This is a genomic window from Dyadobacter arcticus, assembly GCF_011762185.1.
GTDB classification, from domain to species: Bacteria; Bacteroidota; Bacteroidia; order Cytophagales; family Spirosomataceae; genus Dyadobacter; species Dyadobacter arcticus.
On sequence record NZ_JAASQJ010000001.1, the window covers coordinates 246,369 to 271,598 of the forward strand.

Below are 25,230 nucleotides of genomic sequence, written 5' to 3' on the forward strand. Positions count from 1 at the left end.
GCTTTTACTAATTATTAGCAAATGGATTTTTAAGCAGTTTACTCACTGGCTCTACCAAAGTATCAATATCACCAGCGCCGATTGTAACTACTATATCGGTATCTAAATCCTGCAAAACGCTCATAACATTCTCCTTAGCAACCAATTGTTTGTCGGCAATTGCCACTTTCGCAAGGATCATTTCAGAATTCACGCCATCAATTGGCAACTCTCTCGCAGGGTAAATTTCCAGCAAAAGAAGACGGTCAGCTAATGACAGGCTTTCGGCAAAACCATCCGCAAAATCCCGCGTACGGGTAAAAAGGTGAGGTTGAAAAATAGCGGTCACATGCCTTCCAGGATACAGTCCTTTTACCGACGAAAGGAATGCTTCAATTTCTGTGGGATGATGCGCATAGTCGTCAATATATACGGTATCCTCTTCTTCCACCTGATATTCAAAGCGCCTTTTTACTCCTTTATAAGTTTCAAGAGCTTCTTTTATTTTTTCAGGCGAAACGCCCACATATAGGGCCACTGCGCTCGCAGCGATAGAATTTTCTATATTATGGTAACCAGGGATTTTCATTGCAATGTCCGCAATGATGCCCGCTGGATAAATCAGGTCAAAGACAAAACGGGAATTCTCAATGCGAACATTTGCAGCGTGATAAGCACCTCCGTTCAGCGAATATGTGAATACTCGCGCATTGGTAGCCGACGTCAATTCCAGACCAGTTTTCATAAAAAGCACACCGTCATCGTCAATCTGGCTTACGAATTCACGGAACGATTCCAGCATCGCTTCATGCTTACCGTAAATGTCCAGATGATCTGCATCCGTAGAAGTAACAATTGCGATTTCGGGAAAAAGGGTCAGAAATGACCTGTCAAATTCATCTGCTTCGACGACGCAGAAAACCTCTTCGAGATTTTCCGTAGGCTCATTCAAAAGCAGGTTGGTACCGTAATTTTGAGTGATGCCACCCAGGAATGCTGTGCTATTCACATTAGCATATCTCAAAATATGCGCCACAAGAGAGGATGTAGTTGTTTTACCATGAGTCCCTGCAACACCAATTGTTCTCAAATTTTTGGTAAGCAATCCTAGAACCTGAGACCGTTTCAAAATTAGGAAATTTTCCTGTTTGAAATAATTCATCTGCACATGATGGACGAGTACTGCGGGCGTGTAAATAACCAGCGTTTGACCCGGATCTTCACTAAATGCATGCGGAATGCTTTCAACAGAATCTTCCAAAGTAACTTCAATGCCTTCCTCTTCCAATTTCTGAACAAGTGGTGTTATTGTTTTGTCATAACCTGCTACATTGAAACCATTGGCATTAAACCACCGGGCCAATGCACTCATGCCAATGCCGCCTATTCCTACAAAATAAATATATTTCCAATTCGTCATTGAAGATGACATATGATCCGTATCCTGGGATTTTTATCTAATTAATTTTAAAACTTCTGCCGCTATATCATCGGCTGCGGTGGGCTTGGCCAGTTTTCTGATATTTGATTTTAGGCTTTCCTGCTTACCAATATCACCAAGCAATTCAAGTGCTTTTTGAACAAGATTTTGCTTCGCATCCGAATCCTTGATCATCCAGGCTGCTTCTTGTTCCACGAGGGTTAAGGCATTCTTTGTCTGGTGATCTTCCGATGCAGCCGGAAAAGGCACTAAAATGGACGGTTTCGCAGCCAGGCACAATTCAGAAACAGACAATGCACCGGCCCTTGAAACCACCACATCTGCGACAGCATATGCAAGGTCCATCGTATAAATAAAGTCAAATGCTTTAACCCGATTGGTTCCCAACTCCGTAATGGCGGTCTGAGCTGTGTCAATGTAGCTTCTTCCCGTCTGCCACAGAACCTGATATCCTGCTCCTATTATTTGATCTAATCCTGCATGGATACTTTCGTTTATCGACCTTGCGCCCAGGCTTCCTCCCATTACAAACAGCGTTTTCCTGTCCGGTTTTAAGCCAAAATGAACCAAAGCCTCTTTATTTTTTGAAGCCACATCTACAATGTCACTTCTCACCGGATTACCCAAAAGAACGATCTTTTCCTGTGGAAAAAACCGCTGCATCTCCGGGTATGCTACGCAAATCTTAGCCGCTTTTTTACCCAAAAATTTATTGGTAATCCCTGCGTATGAATTTTGCTCCTGGATCAAAGTTGGAATGCCTGCAAGGGATGCCATCATCAGCAAAGGTCCGCTAGCAAAACCGCCAACGCCAACCGCAACGTCAGGCCCAAAGTCATTAATGACCTTTTTAGCTTTTAATAAACTATTCAAAAGCTTGAACGGAAGCACAAGGTTATCAATAGAAAGTGCTCTTTTTATACCTGCAATGGGCAAACCGACAATGTTATAACCTGCTCTTGGTACCTTTTCCATTTCCATTTTACCCAATGCACCCACAAACAGTACCTCAAGATCCGGATCTTTTTGTTGTAAAGCAGTGGCAATTGCAATAGCCGGATAAATATGTCCGCCTGTTCCTCCTCCACTGATAATCACTTTTCTTGACATTTTAAATACGTTTCTCTTCCGCGATTTCACCGCGGCTGACACTCAGGATCATTCCCATTGCTATTCCTGTAAATATCAGTGAGGTTCCTCCCTGACTAAAAAATGGCAATGTCTGCCCCGTCACAGGTACCAAACCTACCGTAACCGCCATTGCCGAAAATGCCTGACTTACCACGATAAATGTGAGTCCGGCCGACAATAGCCCTCCGAATGGACGCTTGGTCGCTTCTATGGCTTTGAGGCCTCTGTAAAGCAGAATGAGATAAAAAATGATCAGTATTGTGCCTCCCAAAGTGCCGTACTCCTCAACGGCGACAGCAAAAATGAAGTCTTTTTGCGGTTCGGGAAGAAATCTTCTCTGACGACTTTTTGAAACTCCTTCACCATACAGGCCCCCACGCGCCATAGCCATGTACGATTGCTGGGACTGGTATACGACAACATCTTTGTCAAAAAATGCAGAAATACGGTTTTGGGCGGTACCGGCCCTTTGTGTAGAATTCAGAAGGATGGCGATCGTAGCAAAAAACACCAGCCCAAATGCCGTAAAGAATAAATAATGCAAAGGGACTTTACCAACAAACATGAGCAGAAAGCAAATGCCTGCTAACATGACTGCGGTTGATACATTGCTTGTAAAAATCAATCCGCAAACCACGCCAACCAATGATAACGGCTCCATAAAAAGCTCTCGGGTATTCCAGCCACCTTTAATATGTCTTGCCAAAATCAGGGACAAGTGCGCAATCAGTGCAACTTTGGCCCATTCAGAAGGTTGGAATCGCTGACCAATAACAGGTATTTCGATCCACCTGGAAGCATCGTTGACCGACGTTCCAAAAAACATTGTGAAGATCAGTAACAGAATTGAACTCCACACGGCAAGCCGGGTGACATATACAAATCTGATATAAGGAATTCTATGCACAAAATACATAACCACCAGCGACACTGCACACAGTATAACATGCTTGTATAGATAGTATTCAGTATTCCCATCCATCTGGCTGTAAGCGTCCTTGACACTCGCGCTGTAAACGACCACAATACTCCATAGTAGCATCACAATGCAGATACCCCAGATCCAGGGATCTCCTTTGAGGTTTTTCACAAACCAAACCTGGGTGTCCTCCCTTGTCTTTTGCAAAAAATCCATATTGGTGCCCGCTAGCATAAATGTTGGATGGTTATTGGCTAATTAAATTTCTGACAGCTGCCTTGAATTTGTCTCCCCTGTCCTCGTAATTGCGAAAAAGGTCGAAACTGGCACAAGCGGGCGACAATAAAACAATATCTCCCGGATCGCTCCATTCCTTTCCTTTGTTAACCGCATCCTGGATATCCTGCGTAGTGTAAATCTGAGGTACCACTTCCGAAAAGTAGTCTTTCAGCTTTTCGAAACTTTTACTTAAAACTATCAACCCCTTCACTTTATTACGCACCAATTCTTCAATCTGGCTGTAATCATTTCCTTTGTCGACGCCGCCAGCAATCAGAACTACCGGCTGATTAAAGCTTCCCAAAGCGTAAAACACGGAGTCCACATTAGTTGCTTTGGAATCATTGACATAAGTTACCCCGTCAATAATTTCTACTTCCTCCAATCTGTGGGGGGCATTTGTGAATGACTTTAATCCCTCCGCTATTTTATCTTGATTAATTCCCAAAAGCTGCGCAACTGAAATAGCTGCCAACGCATTGATTGCATTATGTGGCCCCATAATCGGAAGCTGCGAGAAATTCTGCTCAAAAGTTTGGCCATTAATATGGGACACCAGATTTTGATCCAGCAGATATGATCCAGTTGACAAAACTTCTTCCAGCGAAATTCCCAAATTTTTTACAGCTGGCTTTCTCTTGTCCAATTCCAATGTAAGTACCTCACTATCTGTAAAATAGATTAGATAATCGTCTTCGGTTTGATTTCTGATAATATTAAACTTAGAGTCAATATAATTTTGAAAGTCGTACCCGTAACGGTCCAGATGGTCGGGGGTAATGTTAAGAATGATCGAAATATTTGGGTGGAAATCGACAATGTTATCAAGCTGAAAACTGCTGATTTCCAGTACGTAAAAATCAAAATCCTTTTCAGCTACCTGTAATGCGAAGCTTTCACCAATATTGCCAGCCAGGCCTACATTCAATCCCGCATTTTTCAGGAGATGGTAAGTAAGCAGCGTCGTGGTGGTTTTTCCATTACTGCCGGTAATTGCAATCAGGCGGGCATTGGTATAACGGGCAGCAAATTCAATTTCAGAAATTACTTCAACACCCTTTTCTTTCAATGCAACGATAAGAGGAACAGTGTCAGGAATTCCAGGGCTTTTCACGACCAGATCACTTTCCAGGATGATCGCTTCGGAATGCTGGCTTTGTTCGAATGAGATGTTTTCCCTGATCAGGACATCCACATACTTTTGATGCAATAGTCCTTTATCAGATAAAAAAACATCAAAGCCTTTGGATTTTGCAAGAATCGCAGCACCAGCGCCACTCTCCCCACCACCCAAGATCACCACCTTTTTTTGCACAAAAACTGTTTTAAACGTTGAAAAATCCGCGTATCCTACGAAGGTAAATCATTTGCTCAAAACTTTTTTTACATACCAACCAATATCATGAATAAAAAAAGAGGCACATTTTATATGCCTCTTTCTAAAATTTTTTGCTATAAGATGGACCTATTCCTTCTTTAATGATTCAGTAAATCTTAACCTGTTCGCCACTTTAACGATCATGAAAATAACCCACGCAATGATGACAAACTGGATGAGAACCTGAATGAAATTACCGTACTTAATCGCGACCTCTGGCGTCTTGTCAACCGCTTCTTTCAGGACTATTTTAAGTTGAGTAAAATCAACACCGCCAATCAGCAAGCCAAGTATGGGATTAATAATGTCTTCTACCAGAGAGGTAGTGATTTTACCGAAAGATGCGCCAATGACCACGCCGACAGCCAAATCAAGTACGTTACCCTGGGCAATGAAGGTTTTAAATTCCTGAATCATAAATAAGTGTAGGTTAGTTGAATAAAATTAAAAAGAATATAAAATCCGATGCTAAGGGACTAATCAACTTTTAAAAAAACTTACCCGAAGAGAATCGTCTCTAGATATCTCTTTCTTAATTTTTCCCTTGATCTCATCAACCTCATTTTCATAGCGCTTTCGGTAACGTTGAAGATATCAGCAATGTCCCGGATTGTTCTGTTATCGAGATATTTCAAATAAATCATGGCTTTCTCTTCCAGGTTCAAATGCTTTAAGGCAACTTTCAGACTTGTCGTGTCAACTTCTTCCAGGTCGAAAATTTTATGTATATCGAAGTCGTCGTCAATGAGATCGACATCTGCTTCATGAACGGTAACTATCCGCCGTTTGCTGGTCCGCATCAGGTCCATGCAATGATTATAGGTAATCGAGAAAAGCCACGTTGAGAATTTGGCGTCTTTCTTAAATGTATTCATTTTGAATATCAGTTTAAGAAACACATCATGGGTAACATCTTCAGCCTTAGAAGCGTCCCGTGTCAGGAACAGGCATTTTTGGTGAACTTTGAAAGCATATCTTTCGTACAATTGTTCGAAATACCGATTATCTTTTGATTCTATGAAAAGTCGTGCTAATTCTTCGTCCGAAGCATTATAGGGCACATAATGGCTAACCAATTTTTCAATCATTCTTTATTAAAAATCGCTGATAGTGTGTAAAAGAATGGTAGGGTAAATAGATTTTTTTGTAAATATTAAAAAACAACGCCTGGTATACAAATACATACCAGGCGTTGTCAACATTATTTTAACAGCGAAAACTCCTATCCGCCTATCGCTACACGTTTAAAGGACGTTACGCTTAATCCTTTGGCAGTTTTCTCAAGTAACTGACGAATTGTCAACGAAGAATCTTTTACGAACTCCTGATTCAGAAGTGTATTGTCTTTGTAAAATTTCTGAAGTTTACCTTGAGCAATTTTTTCAAGCATTGCTTCCGGCTTGCCTTCTGCTCTTGCCTGCTCTTTGCCGACTTCAATTTCACGTTCAACAGTTGCAGAATCCACCTCGTCTTTATCCAGGGCAATTGGCTTCATAGCGGCAATTTGCATTGCAACATCTTTACCCAATTCATTAACGTCCGTTCCGTTTACGCCATTGAAAGCAACAAGTACGCCCAATTTTCCATTTGAGTGGATATAAGGAACAACCTGATCAGCAGTGACATTTTCGTACGCTGTGATTTCAAGTTTTTCGCCGAGTTTACCAACAAGATCAATAATGTGCTCACTAACTGGACGGCCATCGGATAATGTTGAAGAAAGCAATGATTCCTTATCCGTAATGTTGTCTGACACAGCTTTATCCAAAATGCTTTGCGCCAGAATTTTAAAATCTTCAACATTAGAAACCGGTTCCGTTTCGCAGGCGAAAGCGATCAGCTTACCATTGGTCCCGTCAGCACTGATTTGTACAAGTACAGTTCCTTCTGAAACAGCATTGTCTGCACGTTTCGCAGCAACTTTCTGTCCTTGTTTACGTAGAATATCAACAGCCTGCTCAAAATCACCATCAGCTTCCTGAAGTGCCTTTTTACAATCCATCATGCCCGCGCCGGTCATTTGGCGGAGTTTGTTTACATCTTGTGCGGTAATTGCCATGATCTTATTTTGTATAGATTATTGTTCTTAAAAAATGATAGCCCATAGCGAAATGGCTATGGGCTATTTTATCTGATCAGATATAAATGTGGGACTTTAAAACCCAAGTCATATCGCCCTAATATTATTCTTCTCCACCATCAGCAACCGCCTCCTGAGCGACTTCCGCACGTGGTGCAGGAGCAGCTTCATCACTGCCTTTGTCGACCTGACGTTTGGCTTCCTCTTCCTCAACCATGCGCTGATCGTCTTTATCTTGTTTGCGCTCCATTAAACCTTCTTCAATTGCTTTTCCAATCGCCAGCGTGATCAATGAAATCGCTTTGTAAGCATCATCATTACTTGGAATAGGGAAGTCAACCAGATCAGGATTTGAGTTTGTATCGCAGATTGCAAAAATGGGTATGTTCAACCTTTTTGCTTCTGAAACTGCAATGTGCTCGCGTTTTACATCAACGATGAAAAGGGCCGCTGGAAGTCGGGTTAAGTCAGCTACACCACCTAACACTCTTTCCAATTTATCCTTTTCACGTGTAAGCATCAGGCGTTCTCTTTTCGCAATATTGCTAACCGTGGTTTCGTCTTTTAGCATCTTCTCAAGAGTCTGCATTTTTTTCAAAGACTTGCGGATCGTACCGAAGTTTGTAAGCATACCACCCAACCAGCGATCAGTGACGTAAGGCATTTTAAGGCGTTTTGCCTCTTCCGTTACGATTTCCTGAGCTTGTTTTTTAGTAGCAACAAACATGATCTTACGTCCTGAACGAACGATCTGCTTCAATGCGGCCTCAGCATCATTAACACAGCTCAAAGTTTTATTCAGGTCAATGATGTGAATCCCGTTCTTCTCCATGAAGATGTATGGAGCCATACGTGGATCCCACTTGCGGGTAAGGTGACCAAAGTGGACACCGGCATCCAATAATTCCTTATATTCTAATTGTGCCATTGTCTAAATAAATTTTAAATGTGTTTGAAATTACGCAGCACAAAGCATCGGGCACGATAAGCAATGTCTGGACAATATTTAAGTCATTGATTGTCATTTGTTGTCATTAATAGTCATTTGTTGTTTGAAATAGAACAGAACAATAAATGACCTAATGACTATAAATGACCATATATGACCATTTTTATTAACGTTTCGAGAACTGGAATCTCTTACGAGCTTTTGCGCGACCATATTTCTTACGTTCAACCATACGAGGGTCACGGGTAAGAAACCCTTCTTTCTTAAGTGCACCGCGAAATTCTCCGTTGTATTCAACCAAAGCGCGGGAAACTGCCATACGGATTGCTTCCGCCTGACCTGATATACCGCCACCTCTTACATTGACTTTAAGGTCATAACCATTACCACCGCTGATAACAGCAAATGGTTGCTGAAGGACAATCTGATGAACTTCGAATGGAAAGTATTCTTTGTAATCGCGGCCGTTTACTTTGATGTCTCCTTTACCAGGCGTCATATAAATACGAGCCACGGCTGTTTTTCTTCTACCTATTGTGTTGATCACTTCCATGAATTACAACTGAATTTCTTTTGGTTGCTGAGCGCTGTGCGGGTGTTCCGAAGCGGCGTAAACAAACAGGTTGGTAAATAAACGACGTCCCAAACGATTTTTAGGAAGCATACCTCTTACGGCTTTCTCTATTACACGCTCTGGGTGTTTTTCGAGCAACTCACGGGGAGTTTGAAAACGTTGACCTCCCGGATAACCAGTATGACGAACATAAATTTTGTCCGACATCTTTTTTCCTGTCAACTTTACTTTATCGGCGTTGATAACAATTACGTTATCTCCACAATCCACATGAGGGGTGAAACTTGGTTTGTGTTTGCCTCTGATAATTTTAGCAATCTCACTGGCCAAACGACCAAGAATTGCATCCTTAGCATCCACAACAATCCACTCCTTGTTTACTGTGTTTTTGTTCGCCGAGATGGTTTTGTAGCTTAACGTATCCACGATTAACAAAAAATTTAATTGATTTTCAATATATTACACTGCAACGAGACAGTCCATCGCAAAATGGGAGTGCAAATATAGAGTTTAACAAATTGAATAACAAGCGCGTTTGAGAAATTTCGCTCTCCAAAGAGTCTGGATGAAGATTCAAGTGATAAAACCGGTGGGCGGGAACAATAATGTCAATCTGATATTGCGAAAGATAATGCCGCATATGGCATTCCATAAGTATTATAAAAACGTCTTTGGCGATCGTCCAGCAAAACTTTATTGCCGTCAATCTTTTTGGTAGCATAGGCTATTTGCCCATAGACATAGCCAAGTTTAATTCCTATATTCCTGGTAATGTGTATTCTGGCATAAGCTTCCGACTGTCCATTGTAATTTTTCAATGCCAAAGGAAGCGCATTTACCAATACCGGGGAGGTCGCTAACCATGTATTATAATATGGTTCTCCAATGCCAGGCGCGGTCGTAGTTTTTTCATAATACCCATGTCGCTTTGAACCGAAAGACAAGCCCGCCAAATCGGTATTAACACCCAGGTCGATCCGCCAAAAGCTGATATTTGCTCCGATGACAAAACTCAGACCGTTGGCTGAAACATCGCCATATTCCAGATAATTGTTTTCATCTTTTGTAAACAAATTCGTCCGGCCACCATAATATCCCCAGCCTCTTATCCCCAAGCCAAATTTGAGCCAGGGAGCTTTATTGAAGCCTATTTCTTCATGGTACAGTACTGAAGGGCCCCAGGCATATTGTTGAAAACCTGTCCCGACATCGATTCCGGCGCTAACATTTGACTGATTCTGACCATAACCAGCAGTGGCAACTGCGAACAAAACAAGGAAAGCGTAAAGACTTTTCATTCAAAAATTTAAGTTTAATAAGTGTGGCGAAAAAGTAAATAGTTATGAACCCATTAACAGAGTAAATATAGCCTACGCCATGAGAAGAATTGTGATATTGAATCATTTCAACGCATATCATTTCAATTTAAATACTCTTCTAAACCTGTCACCCATGAGACACGCGCCGAACCGCAATAAAATTTTTAAGTCACTCTTACTACTAATTAGCATCCTTTTCTATGACAGCACTGGCTATGCTCAAGGTTTTGAAATGCTTGCCTTCAAACCACTTTTCAATGGAAAAAACCTGAATGGATGGGTGGATGTTAATACTTCCAAAGATACCTGGAAAGTTAAAGACGGAACATTAATCTGTTTGGGAAAACCAATTGGTGTCATGAGGAGCGATCGCCAATATGAAAATTTTATCCTGGAAATCGAATGGAAACATATGGAAGCAGGAGGGAATTCCGGCGTTTTTATATGGAGTGAAGGAACGCCACAAGAAAATGATCCTTTGACAAAAGCCATCGAAGTACAAATGCTCGAACTGGAATATGCACCACAACATCATGCAACCGATGACTATGTCCACGGTGAGCTTTTCCCAACAATGGGAATGAAGGCAATTCCGGACAATCCCAGAGGTCCAAGAAGCAAATCGCTCGAAAAAAGGTGTAAAGGAAAAGGCGAATGGAATAAGTATGTGGTTGTTTGTGTCGACGGAACCGTCAAACTTTCCGTGAATGGCAAATTTGTAAATGGTTTACGAGGCTCGGAGCGTAAAAAGGGCTACATATGCCTGGAAGCCGAAGGTGCCGAGATTCATTTTCGCAACATCCGAATTCTTGAACTACCATCCGGAATTACGTCGGCAGAGCAAATTGCCCCTGTGGTGAATTGATTTGCGAAGATGGTTTTCTACCAATAACTTACGGGATAAATCTTCTTCTGCATGAAAATTTCCTTCGTTGGCTCCGGAAATGTGGCCTGGCACCTGGCTCAGGCATTTGAAGATGCAGGTCACTGGATCTGTGAGGTTTACAGCCGCGACACACAAAAGGCACGACAACTTGCTTCCTTTCTGTATGACACCAATATTCAGCCAGATCTAAATTTCTCCGAAAGCGAGGCCGAAGTGATTGTTATTGCGGTAAGCGACGATGCCATTGAAACGATCCTCGAAAGAATCGTTCTTCCGGAAGGCGTTATTTTGGTGCATACATCCGGTACCCGCTCACTCGCCGAATTTCAGAACCTCGTAGAAATATACAGTGACGTATACGTGCATACCGGCGTTTTTTATCCTTTGCAGACTTTTACCAAAGGAATTGAAATGGATTACAAAGCACTTCCCCTTTGTGTAGAGTCCAAAAGCGAGCTGATTGAAAACAAATTGATCCAATTGGCTCAAAGTGTCAGTGATAATGTAAACCGGATGGATTCCGATGAAAGGTTCATTTTGCACGTAGCCGCTGTTTTTGCCAGTAATTTCACTAATTACCTTCTTACCGTTTCACATGACATGCTGGATCGCGAGCAATTAAGTTTTGATCTGCTCAAACCCCTGATCCAGACTACCATTTATAAGGCCATGTTATCCAACGATCCTGCGTTGGGACAAACCGGTCCCGCCCGTCGCGGCGACTGGAAAACAACCGCCCGGCATCTGGAGTATCTGCAGGAAACCAACGAAGACTGGACGGATATTTACAGAGTTTTAACCGATAAAATTCGAAACTTCTATATTTCAAAATAATAGAAACCCACTCTGTCTGGAAAAAGTTAGGCTATATTTGCAGGATTCACTACTTCATTATTTCATGAATTCCTCGTTAACGGATCGTTTTCAGCGCATTACCACATTCATTTTTGATATCGACGGTGTCATGACTGACGGTAGCGTAATCGCTTTGGAATCAGGAGAGCAACCCAGGATTTTTAATGTCCGTGATGGTTATGGTATCAATCGCGCCGTAAGGTTAGGATACCGCGTTGCGATCATATCTGCACAAAGCCAACTTGGCGTCCGCAAGCGTCTGGAATACCTGGGCGTAACCGATATTTTTATCGGAACATCTCCCGACGGGAAGTTGCCCGTCTTCAAAAAGTATCTTGCAGAGACTAACATAACGTTAGACGAAATCGTATACATGGGTGATGACCTGCCCGATTATGAAGTCATGCGAACCGGGATACTTGCAGCTTGTCCCGCCGATTCTGCCGAAGAAATATTAGCATTGGCCGATTATATATCTCCAAAAAATGGCGGTTACGGAGCTGTTCGTGACCTTATTGAACAAGTTCTGAAAGCTCAGGGAAAATGGATGTCCTGGTTCGAATGATAACGAGCAACCTGGAATAGAATCAGTGGAAAAAAAGCGCTATTTCCCTAACCTGAACGGCATTCGTTGCATTGCAGCACTTCTTGTTGTTTTTCATCACCTGGAACAAGCAAAGCATGCTCTGGGAATTGCTAATGTTTACGATTGGCCAATTATTCAGCATGCAGGAAGGCTTGGGGTAGGCTTGTTTTTCGTTTTAAGCGGCTTTCTAATCACTTATTTGCTGCTGGAAGAGAAGGGGCGATTTGGCAATGTTGATGCCAAAAAGTTTTACTTGCGTCGTGTATTCCGGATCTGGCCTATTTACTTTCTGATCATTGGGCTTTCCTTCTTTGTTTTTCCCCACATTACCTTGCTCGACTATCCGGGTACGGCCGAAAAAATCCAGATTCATGCCGCTGAGCGCCTTTCTTTACTTTTGCTGGTACTCCCCAATTTTGCGTTTGTCCTTTACGACCTTCCCTATTGGTGTGCTCAGACATGGTCAATTGGTGTTGAAGAGCAATTTTATTACCTGTGGCCCTGGTTGATCAAATACCCGAAAAGGCGTATTCAGATCATTTTGCTATTTCTGGCGATTACGGCTGGAATTTTATTTTTGGGATTGTATTTTGTCAATCCTTCCGAGGAAATGAAGGATGCCATCATCACCACATTCCTGGGCCAGTTCCGCATTCAAACGATGGCACTTGGTGGACTGTGTGCCTGGCTGGTTTACAAAGAAAAAACCAGGATTCTTGAAGTGGTTTTCAGGAAAGAGGTTCAGGTGATTGTGTACTGCCTTTTGATCTCCCTATTTCTTTCAGGCATACATTTTAGTGGCTTTCTGGAAGTATATGCCATGTTCTTTGCATTTTTTGTACTGAATGTTTCATGCAATGAAAATACCATTATCAGCCTTGATAATGCTGTTATGAACCATTTGGGCAAAGTTTCTTATGGGCTTTACATTTACCACGTGGTGGTGATTGTGTTAATCATTAACCTTCTCACTGCCAATTCTCCGAAATGGGAAGGGCCTGTATATCAAGCTGTTCTCTACATTTCGACATTTGTCGGATCTGTGTTGGTTGCGTCCTTGTCTTATACCTACTTCGAAAAGCCTTTGCTTGCTTTCAAAGACCGGAAATTTGGGCGGTAAGTTTAAATCAATGGTCAATTTGGCTTGGAAGTTCAGACATCGTATAGAATTTTAGCTTCTGAGCATGCGCCTCTCTTAATATCTTTTCAAGAAGCGCTACGCTAAATCCATATTCTCCATTTTTGGGATCATTGTATAGGGGCTCGTGGCCAAACAACATTAATGCTATATTGCTTGCCTTCGCCTTCTGAATCGCTTCTTTCATTCCCACTTCGGTTACTCCCGAATCCGTGTCAATAAGCAATGCATCCACGGACGTTTGGTGGTCAAATTTGTAATAAATCCAACTCATAAGTCGCGGGGCCAACGCGTAAACCTGTAAACCAAGCAGTTTTCTTCTTGAAACAGCTACATCACGCAGTATTTTGAATCCATAAGCCGTGAGTACAGAGTCAACTTTATCATTATGGTTGCCGCCGGGATGTGCGTAGGATGTGGGTGAAAAACCTGCGGCAGCCATATGCTTCAACCCAGGTTTAAGTTCAAGATCGGCGTATTTCGCAGGGCCGACAGCTGCTATTAATTCTGTTGACTTCCCGTGCGTTGTGCTGTGAAAACCAATTTCGTGGCCGTCCTTTTCCAGTTGTTTGAGCTTGGTGATTTCATCCGTTGAAAGGCTATCAGGACAGGTAATGAAGAAGGTAACCTTTGCATTGTATTTTTGAAACAATGGTCGGAGGGCGTACCACTCATTAATAAAGTGGTCATCAAAAGAAATCGCTACTCCGCTTTTGTTAGCAATTTTGGTATCAGGCTGACAGGCAATTAGCACTGCTCCGAATGAGAGAGCAGCCAATATGATGTGAAAGAGTCGGATTAACCTTGACAATGTATATTTCAATACTTCGGGGATGAAATGTTATTTTCGCTAAATTAACCACACAAAATGAAAATTCTCCACACCGCGGACTGGCATATTGGTAAAAAGCTGGACCTGTACTCCCGACTGGATGAGCAGCGGCTTGTACTCGACGAGATTTGTGAAATAGCCGAACGTGAAATGGTTGATGCTGTGGTTGTGGCGGGCGACCTGTTTGACAACTTTAATCCGTCATCCGAAGCTACCGAACTTTTATACAGCACATTACATCGACTTTCAGCCAGCGGAAGCCGGGCGGTCATCGCCATCGCCGGAAATCACGACTCGCCGGAACGCATTCAGGTACCTGATGCGCTCGCCAAAGTTTGCGGGATTTTGTTTGTAGGGTTTCCTAATACAGAGGTGAAACCCTTTTGCACCCAAGGCAAAGTTGACGTTGTGCGCACGGCAAAAGGATTTATTGAAATCATGCTACCAAACTGCGATTTTCCGCTCCGGATCCTACATACGCCATATGCCAATGAACAGCGTCTAAAAACCTTTTTGGGCGTGGAAGATTCGGAAGAAGCGTTGAGAATACATTTACAGGAACATTGGAAAGAACTTGCCGACAATTACCTCGACGATCAGGGTTTCAATGTACTTGCGACCCATTTATATGTAATGCAGAAAGGCGGCCCGATGCCCGAAGAACCAGATGATGAACGTCCCATCCTTCACATCGGCGGCGCCCAGGCCATTTTTACAGAAAATTTCCCAAAACAGGTCCATTACATCGCTTTGGGGCATTTGCATCGATATCAGGTTGTCGACAAAAATCCTGCGCCTTCCGTCTATTCCAGCAGCCCCCTTGCTTATAGTTTTTCAGAAGCCAATCAAACGAAGTACGTCGTGCTGATTGAAGCCGAAGCCGGAAAACTCTTGAGTTACCACCCAATTGAATTGTTAAACGGTAAAAAACTACGTCGAAAAAGCTTCCACAACATCGATGAAGCTATTTCCTGGTTGCACGAACATTCGGAAGATCTGATCGAGCTAACCATCATTTCTGATAATTACCTCGAAGCTTCGGACAAAAAACGTCTGATGGAAGCACATTCCGGCATTATCCAGATCATCCCACAAATCAAAAAAACCGAAGTGATGGAGAACAGCTCTGAAATTGACCTAACACTCAGTATGGAAAAATTATTTCAGGAGTATTTTAAATCGAAAAACAAAGGACAGGAACCTTCGGAAGGGTTACTGGAGGTTTTCAGGGAGGTTTTGGGAACGGAGGGAGAGTGATTTACTTAGAATGTCTTATGGCTTTTCAAAATGGCCTCTCTAATTCTCTTTTGAACTTTACTGATTGAAATCTTAGTCAACATCTTAGGTGGATCCATTTGTGGATCTATATCACCAAAGTAAGAAATCGCCTTCAAAGCAATCACCGCATTCATATGTGGATACTTGATTTCAAAAAATGACACTATTTCATTTAGACAAAAATGTTCAAGAAGGAAAAATAGATCAATAAAGTCTTTTAGCCTTTTGCCAGAGTTGACAATAGCATTCAATTTCATTGCTGCAATATCCTCTGTCGACAGAAAAGATATTCCATCTTCGTGAATGGGCGGTTTTAAAAAAACATAATCATGGCGGATGAAATCTGTCTTGATATTATTAATAAAGGTGAGAAGAGTACCTGAATTTCTCTGGAAAGAAACTTGTAAGTCGAAATGGTTTTTAAGGACACTTATCAGGTCATCAGTAACGAAATCATTTCTGCTAAACAAGTCAATATCAATGGAATTACGATGCCCATATTGCAGTGCCAGTGCTGTTCCTCCTACTAAAAAGAAATCTTTTAACTCGGCCAGTTTTTGTAACTCCTGAATTAAAGAGAATGTTTCCGGATGGATTACAAACGGATCTTTATTTAACATTGACCATATCTGAGCAAACAAAAAGACGCGAAAAATCCTTATCCCTTTCCGAAAGCCGATCCGACCATTCTATTGCTTCAAGGATCTGTTCTTTTGAATAATATCTTACAATCTCCCGCCAGCTTTCAAGATTACCTCTTTCCAAAACGCGCTCAATTACAATTTTGTAAGATTTGATAAAATTGTAGTTAGCATAATCAAATTCCCACAAAAGATTGGCGGGAATATTGGGCCTGATATTTTTTTTCATTGCGTCGATTTGAATTGTGACAAGCCAGAAGCGATCCGACGGTAAAAATAAAAGGACAAGCAATTTCTATGATTACTTGTCCTTTAGAAATTTTCTAAAATCCTACCTAACTAGCCCTCCTCAGCTTCGCCTCGATCGTCTGCTGAGTATGAGGCACAATGCGAAGACGTTCTTTGGGTATTAGCTTGCCAGTATCGATGCAAACGCCGTAAGTGCCGTTTTTAATGCGTACCAGCGCATTTTCAAGCTGGATTGAATATTTCTGTAAACGAGCTGCCAACTGACTTAAATTCTCGCGTTCACTTGCATCCGCCCCGTCTTCAACCAGCTTTGCAGAACCAGCTGTAATGTCCGTGCCGCTGTCATTTTTCTTACTCAGCCCTCCTTTGATATAATTGAGCTCGTTCATGGTAGCTTCCAATTTTCCACGAATAAGCGCTTCAAATTCTCTTAACTCTTCCTCCGAATATCTTGTGCGTTCTTCTTGCATAATCTTGGTTGATTTTGTTATTATCAAGGAGCGTTTCAAAGTACAAAAGTACTAGTATTCTGCTTATTTGTAACATTAAACAAACAAAGCCACAACCTATTACAGGAAATGGCTTTGTCTGATCTATTTATATTTTATTTGTAAAGAACTGATTTAACTGCCTCAACCACTCTTTTTATATTGGGTAATATCTCTTCAATGAGTGTAGGGGCATAGGGAAGCGGAACATCGCGGTTGGTAACCCTTATCACGGGCGCGTCCATATAATCGAGCGCGTGACGTTGGATATGATAGGTAATTTCCGAGGAAATAGATGCCAGCGGCCATGCTTCTTCCACGATCACGCAGCGGTTGGTTTTCTTAACAGATTCAATAACAGCAGGATAATCAATCGGGCGGACGGTTCTTAAATCCACGACTTCCACATCAATACCCTCTTTCTCTAATTGCAATGCAGCTGGCATCACAACGCGAGGTATCATTTTACCAAAAGAAACGATCGTCACATCTTTTCCCTGACGTTTCACATCTGCCTTGCCAAGCGGGATCAGGTATTCTTCTTCCGGAACCTGCATTTTATCTCCATACATTACTTCGGACTCCATGAAAATAACCGGGTTATTATCACGTATGGCAGATTTAAGAAGTCCCTTGGCATCATAAGGATTAGCCGGAACAACCACTTTCAAACCGGGGGTATTGGCAAACCAGTTTTCAAAATTTTGTGAATGCTGCGCTCCTAGCTGTCCTGCATTACCGGTAGGCCCGCGAAACACGATCGGGCAGCCATATTGTCCTGCCGACATAGAAAGAATTTTCGCGGCGCTGTTGATGATTTGGTCAATAGCAACCAGGGAGAAATTAAATGTCATGAATTCGACGATCGGGCGAAGTCCGTTTCCGGCAGCTCCAACCGCAATTCCCGCAAATCCAAGCTCTGCAATGGGCGTATCGATCACGCGCTCGGGACCAAATTCGTCCAACATTCCCTGACTGGCTTTGTAAGCGCCGTTGTATTCTGCAACTTCCTCACCCATCAGAAAAATACTTTTGTCAAGGCGCATCTCTTCCGACATAGCGTCGCGAATGGCATCTCTGAATGCTAATTCTTTCATTCGTAATTTTATGATTATTTAATTCTTAGAAGAACCCATTGCAAAACCCTGCTTTCTGTTGTTGGATTGAACATTCGCGGTTACATCAAAAGAAGTTTTGTGTACTTATTTCAAAATGTCTCGTAAAATTAGAGAAACGAGCCCAATTCTCAAACCGGAATTACGTCCACTTCTACTTTCAATGTATGTTTTCCATAACTGAATATAATGCCTTTTAAAGGCGGCACATCACTATAATCCCTTCCCCAAGCGGTAACAATGTGCCTCTCACCCGGAATGATGTTATTGGTAGGATCAAAATCGCACCAGCCATAATCCGGAATGAAAACCGAAATCCAGGCATGCGAAGCATCTGAGCCTTGCAACTTCGGTCTTCCGGGCGGCGGAAGTGTTTCAAGATAACCACTTACATACCGTGCTGCAAAACCATAACTCCTGACACATGCAATGGCAAGGTGTGAAAAATCCTGACAAACGCCCTTTCTGGCATGTAGTACCTCCTTAATTGGCGTATTCACAGTTGTAAAATCAGGTACAAAGTCGAATTCCTTATAAATTTTCCTGCAAAGGGCCTGCACACATTCATAAAGCGGCCTGTTATCCTGAAAACAATCCTGGGCATAGTTGATAATCTCCAGGTCCCATTTCACCGAAGGACTGGGAAGCAGATATTCCAGCAATGCGATTTTTAGCGTGCGGTCATTCCGCTGCCTTTGGCGAACCTCAGCGCACGTAATATCGGAAGGCATAAACAGTGAGCCGGTACTTTCACTGACCCTTTCCACCATACCTTTTGTAAGTACAGTAAGATCCTTGTGCGGAGAATGCAATGAAAAGTAATGTGTGGTATTTCCGTAAAAGTCGGTCCTTTTGATTATTTGGGACGGCTCAGGGGTTATTTCAATGCTGAAATCTTTGCAGAACTGATTATTCAGCGTTCTCGGCGTAAGGCAAAGCAGGCTGTGGTAGTTATTGACCGCCTGGGCATACTTATACTCCGTTTTATGGATCAGCTTATATCTCATTGGTGTCGTAATCCACAGGTTCGAAAAAGGAGTGTTGCATTAACGTGTGGCTGAAATACATGTTGGTCAACGTCGTAGATACCGAGCTGATCAGTTTTGAAACCTCTGATAACAATTCAAAAAGCTCCTCCCTCTCTGATTCAAAATTGCTCTTACTGAGATCCGCAATGTTGGCCAGTTTTATCAGTGTAGACGCTTTTAGAACATATTTTTCGGCCTCATTCAACCTTTCGCCTCTTGTGGTCGAGGGTAACTGGCTGAGATTCTTTCTCAATTCGTCCAGCATATAGGCCAGCGAGTAAGGAAGGTTTTTTTCTAATAGCACCATATCCAGCATGGCTTCTACACTTAAATGAGACTTGTAGACCTGCCTGTAATTAACCAGCAAATGATGATTGATCAATGTGGCTTCGATCAGCTCGTTTTCAATAGCAAGCGTATTTCGTACACCAAAGTTGGATTGTATCACGCTAATCCTTGACAGTATCCTTTCGATGAGCTTGCCGGTTTCCAACAAAAGGAAACTATTGTCCCGTGGCATGCTTTCAGCGATGACTCCCAGGAAAGTAAACATATTGTTAAACAGCCCGTCAAGCGTCTTCTGAATGTTATTACTATTCATACTCGACGCATTCCGGATTTCGTGAAAACCGTTATCGATTAGATCCACAATCCGCCAGATTTCAAGGTCCCATTGATTTCGCACCGCGCCTACTGCATTTAAAAAAGCGCCAATGTTTGCAGATACCGACCCGGGTCTGGTAGTATTGGAAATCATATCAATAATCTCTTTGTAGGGATCTAGAAATTTATCTTCTTCCTCATCCAAAAAACCAGGATAAGTCGCTGACAGATGGGTTAATGATTGCAATAAAACCTTAATGTGTTCCTGCTTGGCAGACCCGCCAAAATTCCGGTCCAGATTGAGAACATTGATGGTTATGTTCATGAACTTGATGATTGCCATCGTTCTCTCGCAATAACGACCCACCCAGAAAAGATTTTCAGCGCTCCGGCTCGGCAGCGACACGTGCTTGTTAACCGTCGCAGGTGTGGACAGGATGATCTTTTCCTGAATTTCCTCCGTTTTATTTGAAACGATCCAGGTATCCTTTGAAAACCCACCATATTGGTTCGAAATCACAAAACGGTCCTTAACCGCTGAACTGCGGGTCAAACCTCCCTGCATAACATGGTAACCATTTTCATCCGCTACCATAAAAGCCCGCAATACGGCATATCGCGGCTCAATATTTCCGTCGATCAATGATGGAGTTGTTGAAAGGCTCACTTCCTGTTGCGCAATGAATTCATGCGGGGAGAGCGAAATCATCCGTTTTACCTCCTCTTTTTGCTCAAGACTGAGCTGCCTTCCATATATGGACCTGAACCTGGTTTTCCGGTTCGCCTTTTTAATGATTAGTTCATCCAGGTTAGCGAGCACATAACGAAGCTCTTTTGCATGCCCGCACCACCATGTAGCGACAGACGGCATAATGAGCTTTTCATTTAAGAAATACTGACATATGTTTTCCATAAATGCCAAAAACGCATGATTTTCCAATACGCTTGTACCTGGTGCATTAAGTACCTGCACATTGCCTAATCGGATTGCCTGTAATAATCCAGGAACGCCCAGGCGGGATTCCTCACGAAGTTCAAGCGGATCACACCAGTCGTCATCGATACGGCGGATGATCACATCGACCTTTTGTAAACCATCAATGGATTTTAGCCAGACACAGCCATTTCGAACGAGCAAATCATCACCCTGGGCTAATGTATAACCGAGATAGGATGCCAAATAGGCGTGTTCAAAGTAAGCTTCATTGTTTGGGCCAGGCGTCAGATAAACAATGTTTGGGGCATCTTTACTTTTATCCGAAAGCCTAAGAACGGTATTTTGAAGACTATTAAAATAGGGGGCCAGTTTACTTACATACATTCCCTGGGCCAGTTCCGGAAGCAGCTTGCTCATCACCACCCGGTTTTCGAGTGTATAACCTGAGCCCGAAGGCGCTTGTGTGCGGTTGTCTACAATCCACATTTGCCCGTCTGGCCCGCGGGCCATATCTGCGGCAAACAATGTCAGCTGCTGGCTCGCAGGCAGCCTGATATCAATGCATGGCCTGAAAAACCCGGTGTTATCAAAAACCAATTCTGCGGGAATAATGCCATCCCTCACCAGATCCCGTGGCCCATACAAGTCTTTTAACATCAGATCCAAAAGGACAGCTCGTTGCTGAAGACCTTTTGTGATCTCATTCCATTCTTTTTGTTCAATCAAAAAAGGAATGGGATCCAGCTGCCAGGGACGATTTAAACCGTCAGCGGTACCATACACATTATAGGTAACCCCATTTTCACGAAGCTTTCCAATGATTTCCTGATTTCTGCTGTTGAGTTCTCTAATGCCCAATTTTTCAAGGGTAGAGAAAAGCGCCTTCCAGTGAGGCTTTACAACTCCTTTCGAATCCAGAACCTCGTCATAAGAATTCAGTCCACTGGTATATGACTCTAAAAGATTCACGGAAGCCTCGGTAAGCATGTTTCAATCAGTAGGGTTTGCTGAAAATCTATTTTGATTTCCAGTATTTGCGTAAATCCAGCGTATTGGGGTACTCAGGATTAATTAGTTCAATAGGCGTATCAGCCCTCATTTCCTTCTTGGTTTCCGCAATAAATCTTGACACACTACCGGTTGTATTCTCCATAATCGGCACTTCCTGTCTAGAAGAAGGCGTGTGGCCAAAACCCTGGAATAAGCTGATTTTGCGCGATTCCGCCTCAAAACTATTCACCGGATAAGTATCAAAACTGCGACCGCCCGGATGCGACACGAAGTAGGTACATCCTCCCAATATACGGTTATTCCAGGTATCGACAATGTCAAAAACGAGTGGTGCGTCCGCTCCGATTGTAGGGTGTAGTGCAGACGGCGGATTCCATGCTTTATAACGAATTCCCGAAACATATTCCCCTTTGATACCGGAACTACGGAGTGGAACGCGGCATCCATTGCAAACAAGAATGTGCCTACCCTCTATAAACCCGCTAATTTTCACCTGCAACCTTTCCAAAGATGAATCAACAAAACGGGCTGTACCTGAATTGGACAATTCCTCCCCCAAAACGTGCCATGGCTCGATCCCAAGCCTCAAATCCAGTTGAATGTTATCTACCTTAATTCCTCCGTAATGTGGAAAACGGAATTCGAAGAATGGGTCAAACCAGCTAATGTCAAACTGGTATCCTGCATCTTTCAGGTCATTGACCACATCTACCATATCCAGATAAGCAAAATGGGGCAGCAGGAAACGGTCGTGTAATTCGGTCCCCCAGCGAATGAGCTTATGCTTGTAAGGTTCTTTCCAGAACTTTGCAATCAAAGCGCGCACCAGCAATGTCTGGACCAAATTCATATGCTTGTGAGGCGGCATATCAAATGCGCGAAATTCGAGTATCCCTAGCCTTCCGGTTGAAGAATCGGGAGAATACAACTTATCCATGCAAAATTCCGAACGGTGGGTATTGCCGGTAATATCTACCAGCAAATTCCTGAAAATCCGGTCGACCATCCAGAATGGTACTTCCTCGTTATCTGGAATCTGGTCAAAAGCGATTTCAACTTCATACAAGCGTTCATCCCTGCCTTCATCGATCCTTGGCGCCTGGCTGGTCGGGCCAATAAACGGACCTGCAAAAAGGTAGCTTAATGCGGGATGATGCTGCCAGTAAGTCAGCAGGCTTCTCAGCAAATCGGGCCGGCGCAGGATAGGACTGTCCGCAGGCTTTGCGCCTCCAATGGTAACGTGGTTACCTCCTCCGGTCCCGGTATGACGCCCATCCACCATAAATTTATCAGTACCCAAACGAGAAAAAAATGCTTCTTCGTAAAGTGCGCTGATATTATCCACCAGCTCCTGCCAGTTTTTTGCAGGGTGAATGTTCACTTCAATGACGCCCGGATCAGGCGTGACAATCAATTTCTGGACGCGGTGATCGGAAGGTGCAGGATAACCTTCTATCCGCACAGGCATTTTCAGTTTTTCGGCGGTAGCCTCAATAGAAGCCATCAAATCCAGGTAATGCTCCAGATAATCGGTCGGAGGAAGGAAAATGTAAATGATACCATCGCGTTCCTCCAAGCAAATGGCAGTTTTGATGATAGGCAGGTCAAACAGCAATGCCTTTTCATACTCTTTTTTCTTTTTCGCTTTCGCTCCCTCTTCCTCCTCTTCTTCCGGTTCTGCATTAAAAGGCAATTCGTAAGCGGGCGCCACCGATCCGTAGCGGGTTTGGACAGTTGATTTGTAATCTCCAAGTGCAGGTAAGTCTTCAAACGGGCTCCGGTCAATCGGCCGCTCGCGCCTTTCCTTTGCAATTTCAGGAAGGGCGGTCAACGGAAGCCTGTAACCAATAGCAGAATTTCCAGGGATCAGAAAACAGTTATTTCGGCGAAACTGCCACTCCGAACTCGCCCAATAGCCTCCATCTTCGTCCCATTTGATCGGTACTATGAATCCCGCAGGATTATTCAGCCCTTTTTCAAGCAATTTGGCCAATGTCCTTCTTTCAACAGAATCTTTGAGGTTAACCTTCAAAGGATCCACATTAACCGGAATTTTCCCCTCTTCCATTGCCCAATAAATCGGGTCTTCATAGGCAGGGGTAATGTTGTTGGTGTCAATACCCAGGTATTTGGTTAGCTCGGTGGTAAAGAGCTCGACGTCGTGAAATGTATATTTCGTTTGCCCTTCTTTGGTGATCAAATCATCATTACGCCACATAGGCTGTCCATCATTTCTCCAATACAAAGCATATTGCCAGCGCGGGAATGGTTCACCAGGATACCATTTACCCTGACCGAAATGCAGCAGGCCACCGTACGCAAACCTTTTTTTCAGCCTCAGCGCAAGATCATAAGCCAACTGTCTTTTCAGTGGCCCGTCTGCGGCGGTGTTCCATTCCGGAGATTCGAAGTCATCTATGGAAATAAAAGTAGGTTCGCCGCCCATTGTCAGCCGTACGTCACCTTCCTGCAAGTCTTTTTCAACATCATGACCTACCTTCATCACCGCAGCCCATTGCTCCTCGGTATATGGTTTGGTCACCCGTGGGTCTTCGTGAATCCTGAAAACCTTATTATCGAATTCAAATGTTACCTCGCTTACATCCGCAGCGCCCGAAACTGGCGCGGCACTCGCATAATCTGGCGTACAGCAAAGTGGGATATGCCCTTCACTTGCAAATAACCCAGACGTAGCATCTAGACCAATCCATCCCGCACCCGGCACGTAAGCTTCCGCCCAGGCATGAAGGTCAGTAAAATCCTCTTCCGGTCCCGAGGGGCCGTCCAGGGATTTAATATCCGACGTTAGCTGCACCAGATATCCGGAGACAAAGCGGGCGGCAATTCCCAAATGCCTCAACACCTGCACAAACATCCAGGCAGAGTCGCGGCAGGAGCCGCTTTTAATGGATAATGTGTGCTCACAAGTCTGTACACCCACTTCCATACGAATGTTGTAGCCGATGGAATTGAAAATCCGCTGGTTCAGATGTACCAGAAAGTCTACGATTTTAATGCCATTTTCAGGTCTATTTTCGGCAATCCATTGCATGAGCTGCGGCCCCGATTCTCTTGGTTCCAGATAGGGCGTAAGTTCTTTTTTTAGTCCATCCTCATAATAGAATGGAAATTTCTCGGCGTAGTCTTCGACAAAAAAATCAAAAGGGTTAATTACCTGCAACTTGGCGATCACCTCTACCTCAATGCTTAATTCGGTCGTTTTTTCAGGAAACACGACCCTCGCCTGATAGTTACCGAAGGGATCCTGCTGCCAGTTAATGAAATGATTTTCGGGTGTAATTTTTAATGAATAACCTTCGATCGGCGTCCTGGAATGTGGAGCAGGCCGAAGGCGAAAAATATGCGGTGAAAGTGAAACACTCCGGTCGTACTTATATTTTGTTTTATGTGAAATAGCAACTTTTATAGCCATAATAGGAGTATTACAATAAACTTGGATAGTTTGATGGAAAAGAAAATCCTGTTCCCAAAAAAAGGGATATTACTTAATTATTCTTTAAAAGTTACGTAATT

General features: G+C 43.1%; 24 protein-coding genes. 5 read left to right on the plus strand and 19 right to left on the minus strand.

All coding sequences use genetic code 11. From position 1 onward, the window contains the following. Nucleotides 1-7: 7 nt before the first annotated feature. From murC to FHS68_RS01145, 11 genes are all read right to left on the minus strand, one after another. Complete coding sequence (gene murC / locus FHS68_RS01095; protein WP_208408120.1) at nt 8-1,399, minus strand: UDP-N-acetylmuramate--L-alanine ligase; 1,392 nt, start codon at nt 1,397-1,399, stop codon at nt 8-10. Between the two features lie 33 nt (nt 1,400-1,432). After that, a complete protein-coding gene (murG, locus tag FHS68_RS01100) occupies nt 1,433-2,530 on the minus strand; it encodes an undecaprenyldiphospho-muramoylpentapeptide beta-N-acetylglucosaminyltransferase (protein ID WP_167266381.1) in 1,098 nt (365 codons plus the stop codon). A 1-nt stretch (nt 2,531) separates the two neighbouring features. Continuing rightward, entirely contained in the window at nt 2,532-3,704 is a 1,173-nt protein-coding gene (locus FHS68_RS01105) for an FtsW/RodA/SpoVE family cell cycle protein (protein ID WP_229211733.1), read from the minus strand. Between the two features lie 13 nt (nt 3,705-3,717). Next, nucleotides 3,718-5,064 (minus strand): UDP-N-acetylmuramoyl-L-alanine--D-glutamate ligase, encoded by a 1,347-nt coding sequence (gene murD, locus FHS68_RS01110; RefSeq protein ID WP_167266384.1) that lies wholly within the window; start codon nt 5,062-5,064, stop codon nt 3,718-3,720. A 150-nt stretch (nt 5,065-5,214) separates the two neighbouring features. Further along, nucleotides 5,215-5,544 (minus strand): large-conductance mechanosensitive channel protein MscL, encoded by a 330-nt coding sequence (gene mscL / locus FHS68_RS01115; RefSeq protein ID WP_167266386.1) that lies wholly within the window; start codon nt 5,542-5,544, stop codon nt 5,215-5,217. A gap of 80 nt (nt 5,545-5,624) precedes the next feature. Further along, complete coding sequence (locus FHS68_RS01120; RefSeq protein WP_167266389.1) at nt 5,625-6,215, minus strand: RNA polymerase sigma factor; 591 nt, start codon at nt 6,213-6,215, stop codon at nt 5,625-5,627. A gap of 134 nt (nt 6,216-6,349) precedes the next feature. After that, nucleotides 6,350-7,186: a translation elongation factor Ts gene (gene tsf / locus FHS68_RS01125; protein WP_167266390.1), complete on the minus strand. Its 837-nt coding sequence runs from the start codon at nt 7,184-7,186 to the stop codon at nt 6,350-6,352. 124 nt (nt 7,187-7,310) lie between these two features. Next, nucleotides 7,311-8,135 (minus strand): 30S ribosomal protein S2, encoded by an 825-nt coding sequence (gene rpsB / locus FHS68_RS01130; protein ID WP_167266393.1) that lies wholly within the window; start codon nt 8,133-8,135, stop codon nt 7,311-7,313. Nucleotides 8,136-8,322: 187 nt separating this feature from the next. Next, the gene (gene rpsI / locus FHS68_RS01135; protein WP_167266396.1) at nt 8,323-8,709 is read right to left on the minus strand and encodes a 30S ribosomal protein S9; all 387 of its coding nucleotides are present in this window, start codon (nt 8,707-8,709) and stop codon (nt 8,323-8,325) included. 3 nt (nt 8,710-8,712) lie between these two features. Next, nucleotides 8,713-9,156, minus strand: coding sequence for a 50S ribosomal protein L13 (rplM, locus tag FHS68_RS01140; RefSeq protein WP_167266399.1), 444 nt, complete (start codon nt 9,154-9,156; stop codon nt 8,713-8,715). 182 nt (nt 9,157-9,338) lie between these two features. Next, a complete protein-coding gene (locus FHS68_RS01145; protein WP_167266401.1) occupies nt 9,339-10,028 on the minus strand; it encodes a hypothetical protein in 690 nt (229 codons plus the stop codon). Nucleotides 10,029-10,182: 154 nt separating this feature from the next. On the opposite strand from FHS68_RS01145, the gene FHS68_RS01150 reads away from it, so the two are divergent. The 4 genes from FHS68_RS01150 (at nt 10,183) to FHS68_RS01165 (ending at nt 13,496) form a co-directional block, all read left to right on the plus strand. After that, nucleotides 10,183-10,914 (plus strand): 3-keto-disaccharide hydrolase, encoded by a 732-nt coding sequence (locus tag FHS68_RS01150; protein ID WP_167266404.1) that lies wholly within the window; start codon nt 10,183-10,185, stop codon nt 10,912-10,914. 51 nt (nt 10,915-10,965) lie between these two features. Next, nucleotides 10,966-11,769, plus strand: coding sequence for a Rossmann-like and DUF2520 domain-containing protein (locus FHS68_RS01155; RefSeq protein ID WP_167266406.1), 804 nt, complete (start codon nt 10,966-10,968; stop codon nt 11,767-11,769). Nucleotides 11,770-11,833: 64 nt separating this feature from the next. Continuing rightward, the gene (locus FHS68_RS01160) at nt 11,834-12,355 is read left to right on the plus strand and encodes a KdsC family phosphatase (RefSeq protein ID WP_167266409.1); all 522 of its coding nucleotides are present in this window, start codon (nt 11,834-11,836) and stop codon (nt 12,353-12,355) included. Nucleotides 12,356-12,380: 25 nt separating this feature from the next. Beyond that, nucleotides 12,381-13,496, plus strand: a complete 1,116-nt coding sequence (locus FHS68_RS01165) for an acyltransferase family protein (RefSeq protein WP_310588487.1) — start codon at nt 12,381-12,383, stop codon at nt 13,494-13,496. 7 nt (nt 13,497-13,503) lie between these two features. On the opposite strand, the gene FHS68_RS01170 is transcribed toward FHS68_RS01165, so the two are convergent. Beyond that, the gene (locus FHS68_RS01170; protein ID WP_167266412.1) at nt 13,504-14,337 is read right to left on the minus strand and encodes a polysaccharide deacetylase family protein; all 834 of its coding nucleotides are present in this window, start codon (nt 14,335-14,337) and stop codon (nt 13,504-13,506) included. Between the two features lie 45 nt (nt 14,338-14,382). Between FHS68_RS01170 and FHS68_RS01175 the strand changes: the two genes are divergently transcribed. After that, the gene (locus FHS68_RS01175; RefSeq protein WP_167266414.1) at nt 14,383-15,603 is read left to right on the plus strand and encodes a metallophosphoesterase family protein; all 1,221 of its coding nucleotides are present in this window, start codon (nt 14,383-14,385) and stop codon (nt 15,601-15,603) included. A gap of 5 nt (nt 15,604-15,608) precedes the next feature. Here FHS68_RS01175 and FHS68_RS01180 read toward each other — a convergent pair whose 3' ends face one another. From FHS68_RS01180 to FHS68_RS01210, 7 genes are all read right to left on the minus strand, one after another. After that, nucleotides 15,609-16,244 (minus strand): nucleotidyl transferase AbiEii/AbiGii toxin family protein, encoded by a 636-nt coding sequence (locus FHS68_RS01180; RefSeq protein WP_167266417.1) that lies wholly within the window; start codon nt 16,242-16,244, stop codon nt 15,609-15,611. After that, nucleotides 16,234-16,494 carry a DUF6922 domain-containing protein gene (locus tag FHS68_RS01185; protein ID WP_167266420.1) on the minus strand — a complete coding sequence of 87 codons (261 nt, stop codon included), beginning with the start codon at nt 16,492-16,494 and terminating at the stop codon, nt 16,234-16,236. Before FHS68_RS01185 ends, FHS68_RS01180 begins: the two co-directional genes overlap by 11 nt. A gap of 106 nt (nt 16,495-16,600) precedes the next feature. Next, the gene (locus tag FHS68_RS01190; RefSeq protein ID WP_167268658.1) at nt 16,601-16,987 is read right to left on the minus strand and encodes a TraR/DksA family transcriptional regulator; all 387 of its coding nucleotides are present in this window, start codon (nt 16,985-16,987) and stop codon (nt 16,601-16,603) included. A gap of 131 nt (nt 16,988-17,118) precedes the next feature. Further along, a complete protein-coding gene (locus FHS68_RS01195; RefSeq protein WP_167266422.1) occupies nt 17,119-18,099 on the minus strand; it encodes a pyruvate dehydrogenase complex E1 component subunit beta in 981 nt (326 codons plus the stop codon). 149 nt (nt 18,100-18,248) lie between these two features. Further along, entirely contained in the window at nt 18,249-19,124 is an 876-nt protein-coding gene (locus FHS68_RS01200) for a transglutaminase family protein (RefSeq protein WP_167266425.1), read from the minus strand. Beyond that, nucleotides 19,114-21,672, minus strand: coding sequence for a circularly permuted type 2 ATP-grasp protein (locus FHS68_RS01205; RefSeq protein WP_167266428.1), 2,559 nt, complete (start codon nt 21,670-21,672; stop codon nt 19,114-19,116). Before FHS68_RS01205 ends, FHS68_RS01200 begins: the two co-directional genes overlap by 11 nt. Before the next feature lie 28 nt (nt 21,673-21,700). After that, nucleotides 21,701-25,129, minus strand: coding sequence for a transglutaminase family protein (locus FHS68_RS01210; protein WP_167266430.1), 3,429 nt, complete (start codon nt 25,127-25,129; stop codon nt 21,701-21,703). Between the last annotated feature and the right edge of the window lie 101 nt (nt 25,130-25,230).

Excerpts from the sequence above, each read along its gene's own strand:
- FHS68_RS01160 (WP_167266409.1), top strand. The coding sequence starts at position 11,834 with ATGAATTCCTCGTTAACGGATCGTTTTCAGCGCATTACCACATTCATT.
- FHS68_RS01145 (WP_167266401.1), bottom strand. The coding sequence starts at position 10,028 with ATGAAAAGTCTTTACGCTTTCCTTGTTTTGTTCGCAGTTGCCACTGCT.
- murC (WP_208408120.1), bottom strand. The coding sequence starts at position 1,399 with ATGACGAATTGGAAATATATTTATTTTGTAGGAATAGGCGGCATTGGC.
- rpsI (WP_167266396.1), bottom strand. The coding sequence starts at position 8,709 with ATGGAAGTGATCAACACAATAGGTAGAAGAAAAACAGCCGTGGCTCGT.
- FHS68_RS01210 (WP_167266430.1), bottom strand. The coding sequence starts at position 25,129 with ATGGCTATAAAAGTTGCTATTTCACATAAAACAAAATATAAGTACGAC.
- FHS68_RS01155 (WP_167266406.1), top strand. The coding sequence starts at position 10,966 with ATGAAAATTTCCTTCGTTGGCTCCGGAAATGTGGCCTGGCACCTGGCT.
- FHS68_RS01205 (WP_167266428.1), bottom strand. The coding sequence starts at position 21,672 with ATGCTTACCGAGGCTTCCGTGAATCTTTTAGAGTCATATACCAGTGGA.
- FHS68_RS01105 (WP_229211733.1), bottom strand. The coding sequence starts at position 3,704 with ATGCTAGCGGGCACCAATATGGATTTTTTGCAAAAGACAAGGGAGGAC.
- FHS68_RS01120 (WP_167266389.1), bottom strand. The coding sequence starts at position 6,215 with ATGATTGAAAAATTGGTTAGCCATTATGTGCCCTATAATGCTTCGGAC.
- murG (WP_167266381.1), bottom strand. The coding sequence starts at position 2,530 with ATGTCAAGAAAAGTGATTATCAGTGGAGGAGGAACAGGCGGACATATT.
- tsf (WP_167266390.1), bottom strand. The coding sequence starts at position 7,186 with ATGGCAATTACCGCACAAGATGTAAACAAACTCCGCCAAATGACCGGC.
- FHS68_RS01180 (WP_167266417.1), bottom strand. The coding sequence starts at position 16,244 with ATGTTAAATAAAGATCCGTTTGTAATCCATCCGGAAACATTCTCTTTA.
- rpsB (WP_167266393.1), bottom strand. The coding sequence starts at position 8,135 with ATGGCACAATTAGAATATAAGGAATTATTGGATGCCGGTGTCCACTTT.
- FHS68_RS01185 (WP_167266420.1), bottom strand. The coding sequence starts at position 16,494 with ATGAAAAAAAATATCAGGCCCAATATTCCCGCCAATCTTTTGTGGGAA.
- FHS68_RS01195 (WP_167266422.1), bottom strand. The coding sequence starts at position 18,099 with ATGAAAGAATTAGCATTCAGAGATGCCATTCGCGACGCTATGTCGGAA.
- mscL (WP_167266386.1), bottom strand. The coding sequence starts at position 5,544 with ATGATTCAGGAATTTAAAACCTTCATTGCCCAGGGTAACGTACTTGAT.
- FHS68_RS01175 (WP_167266414.1), top strand. The coding sequence starts at position 14,383 with ATGAAAATTCTCCACACCGCGGACTGGCATATTGGTAAAAAGCTGGAC.
- FHS68_RS01150 (WP_167266404.1), top strand. The coding sequence starts at position 10,183 with ATGAGACACGCGCCGAACCGCAATAAAATTTTTAAGTCACTCTTACTA.
- FHS68_RS01200 (WP_167266425.1), bottom strand. The coding sequence starts at position 19,124 with ATGAGATATAAGCTGATCCATAAAACGGAGTATAAGTATGCCCAGGCG.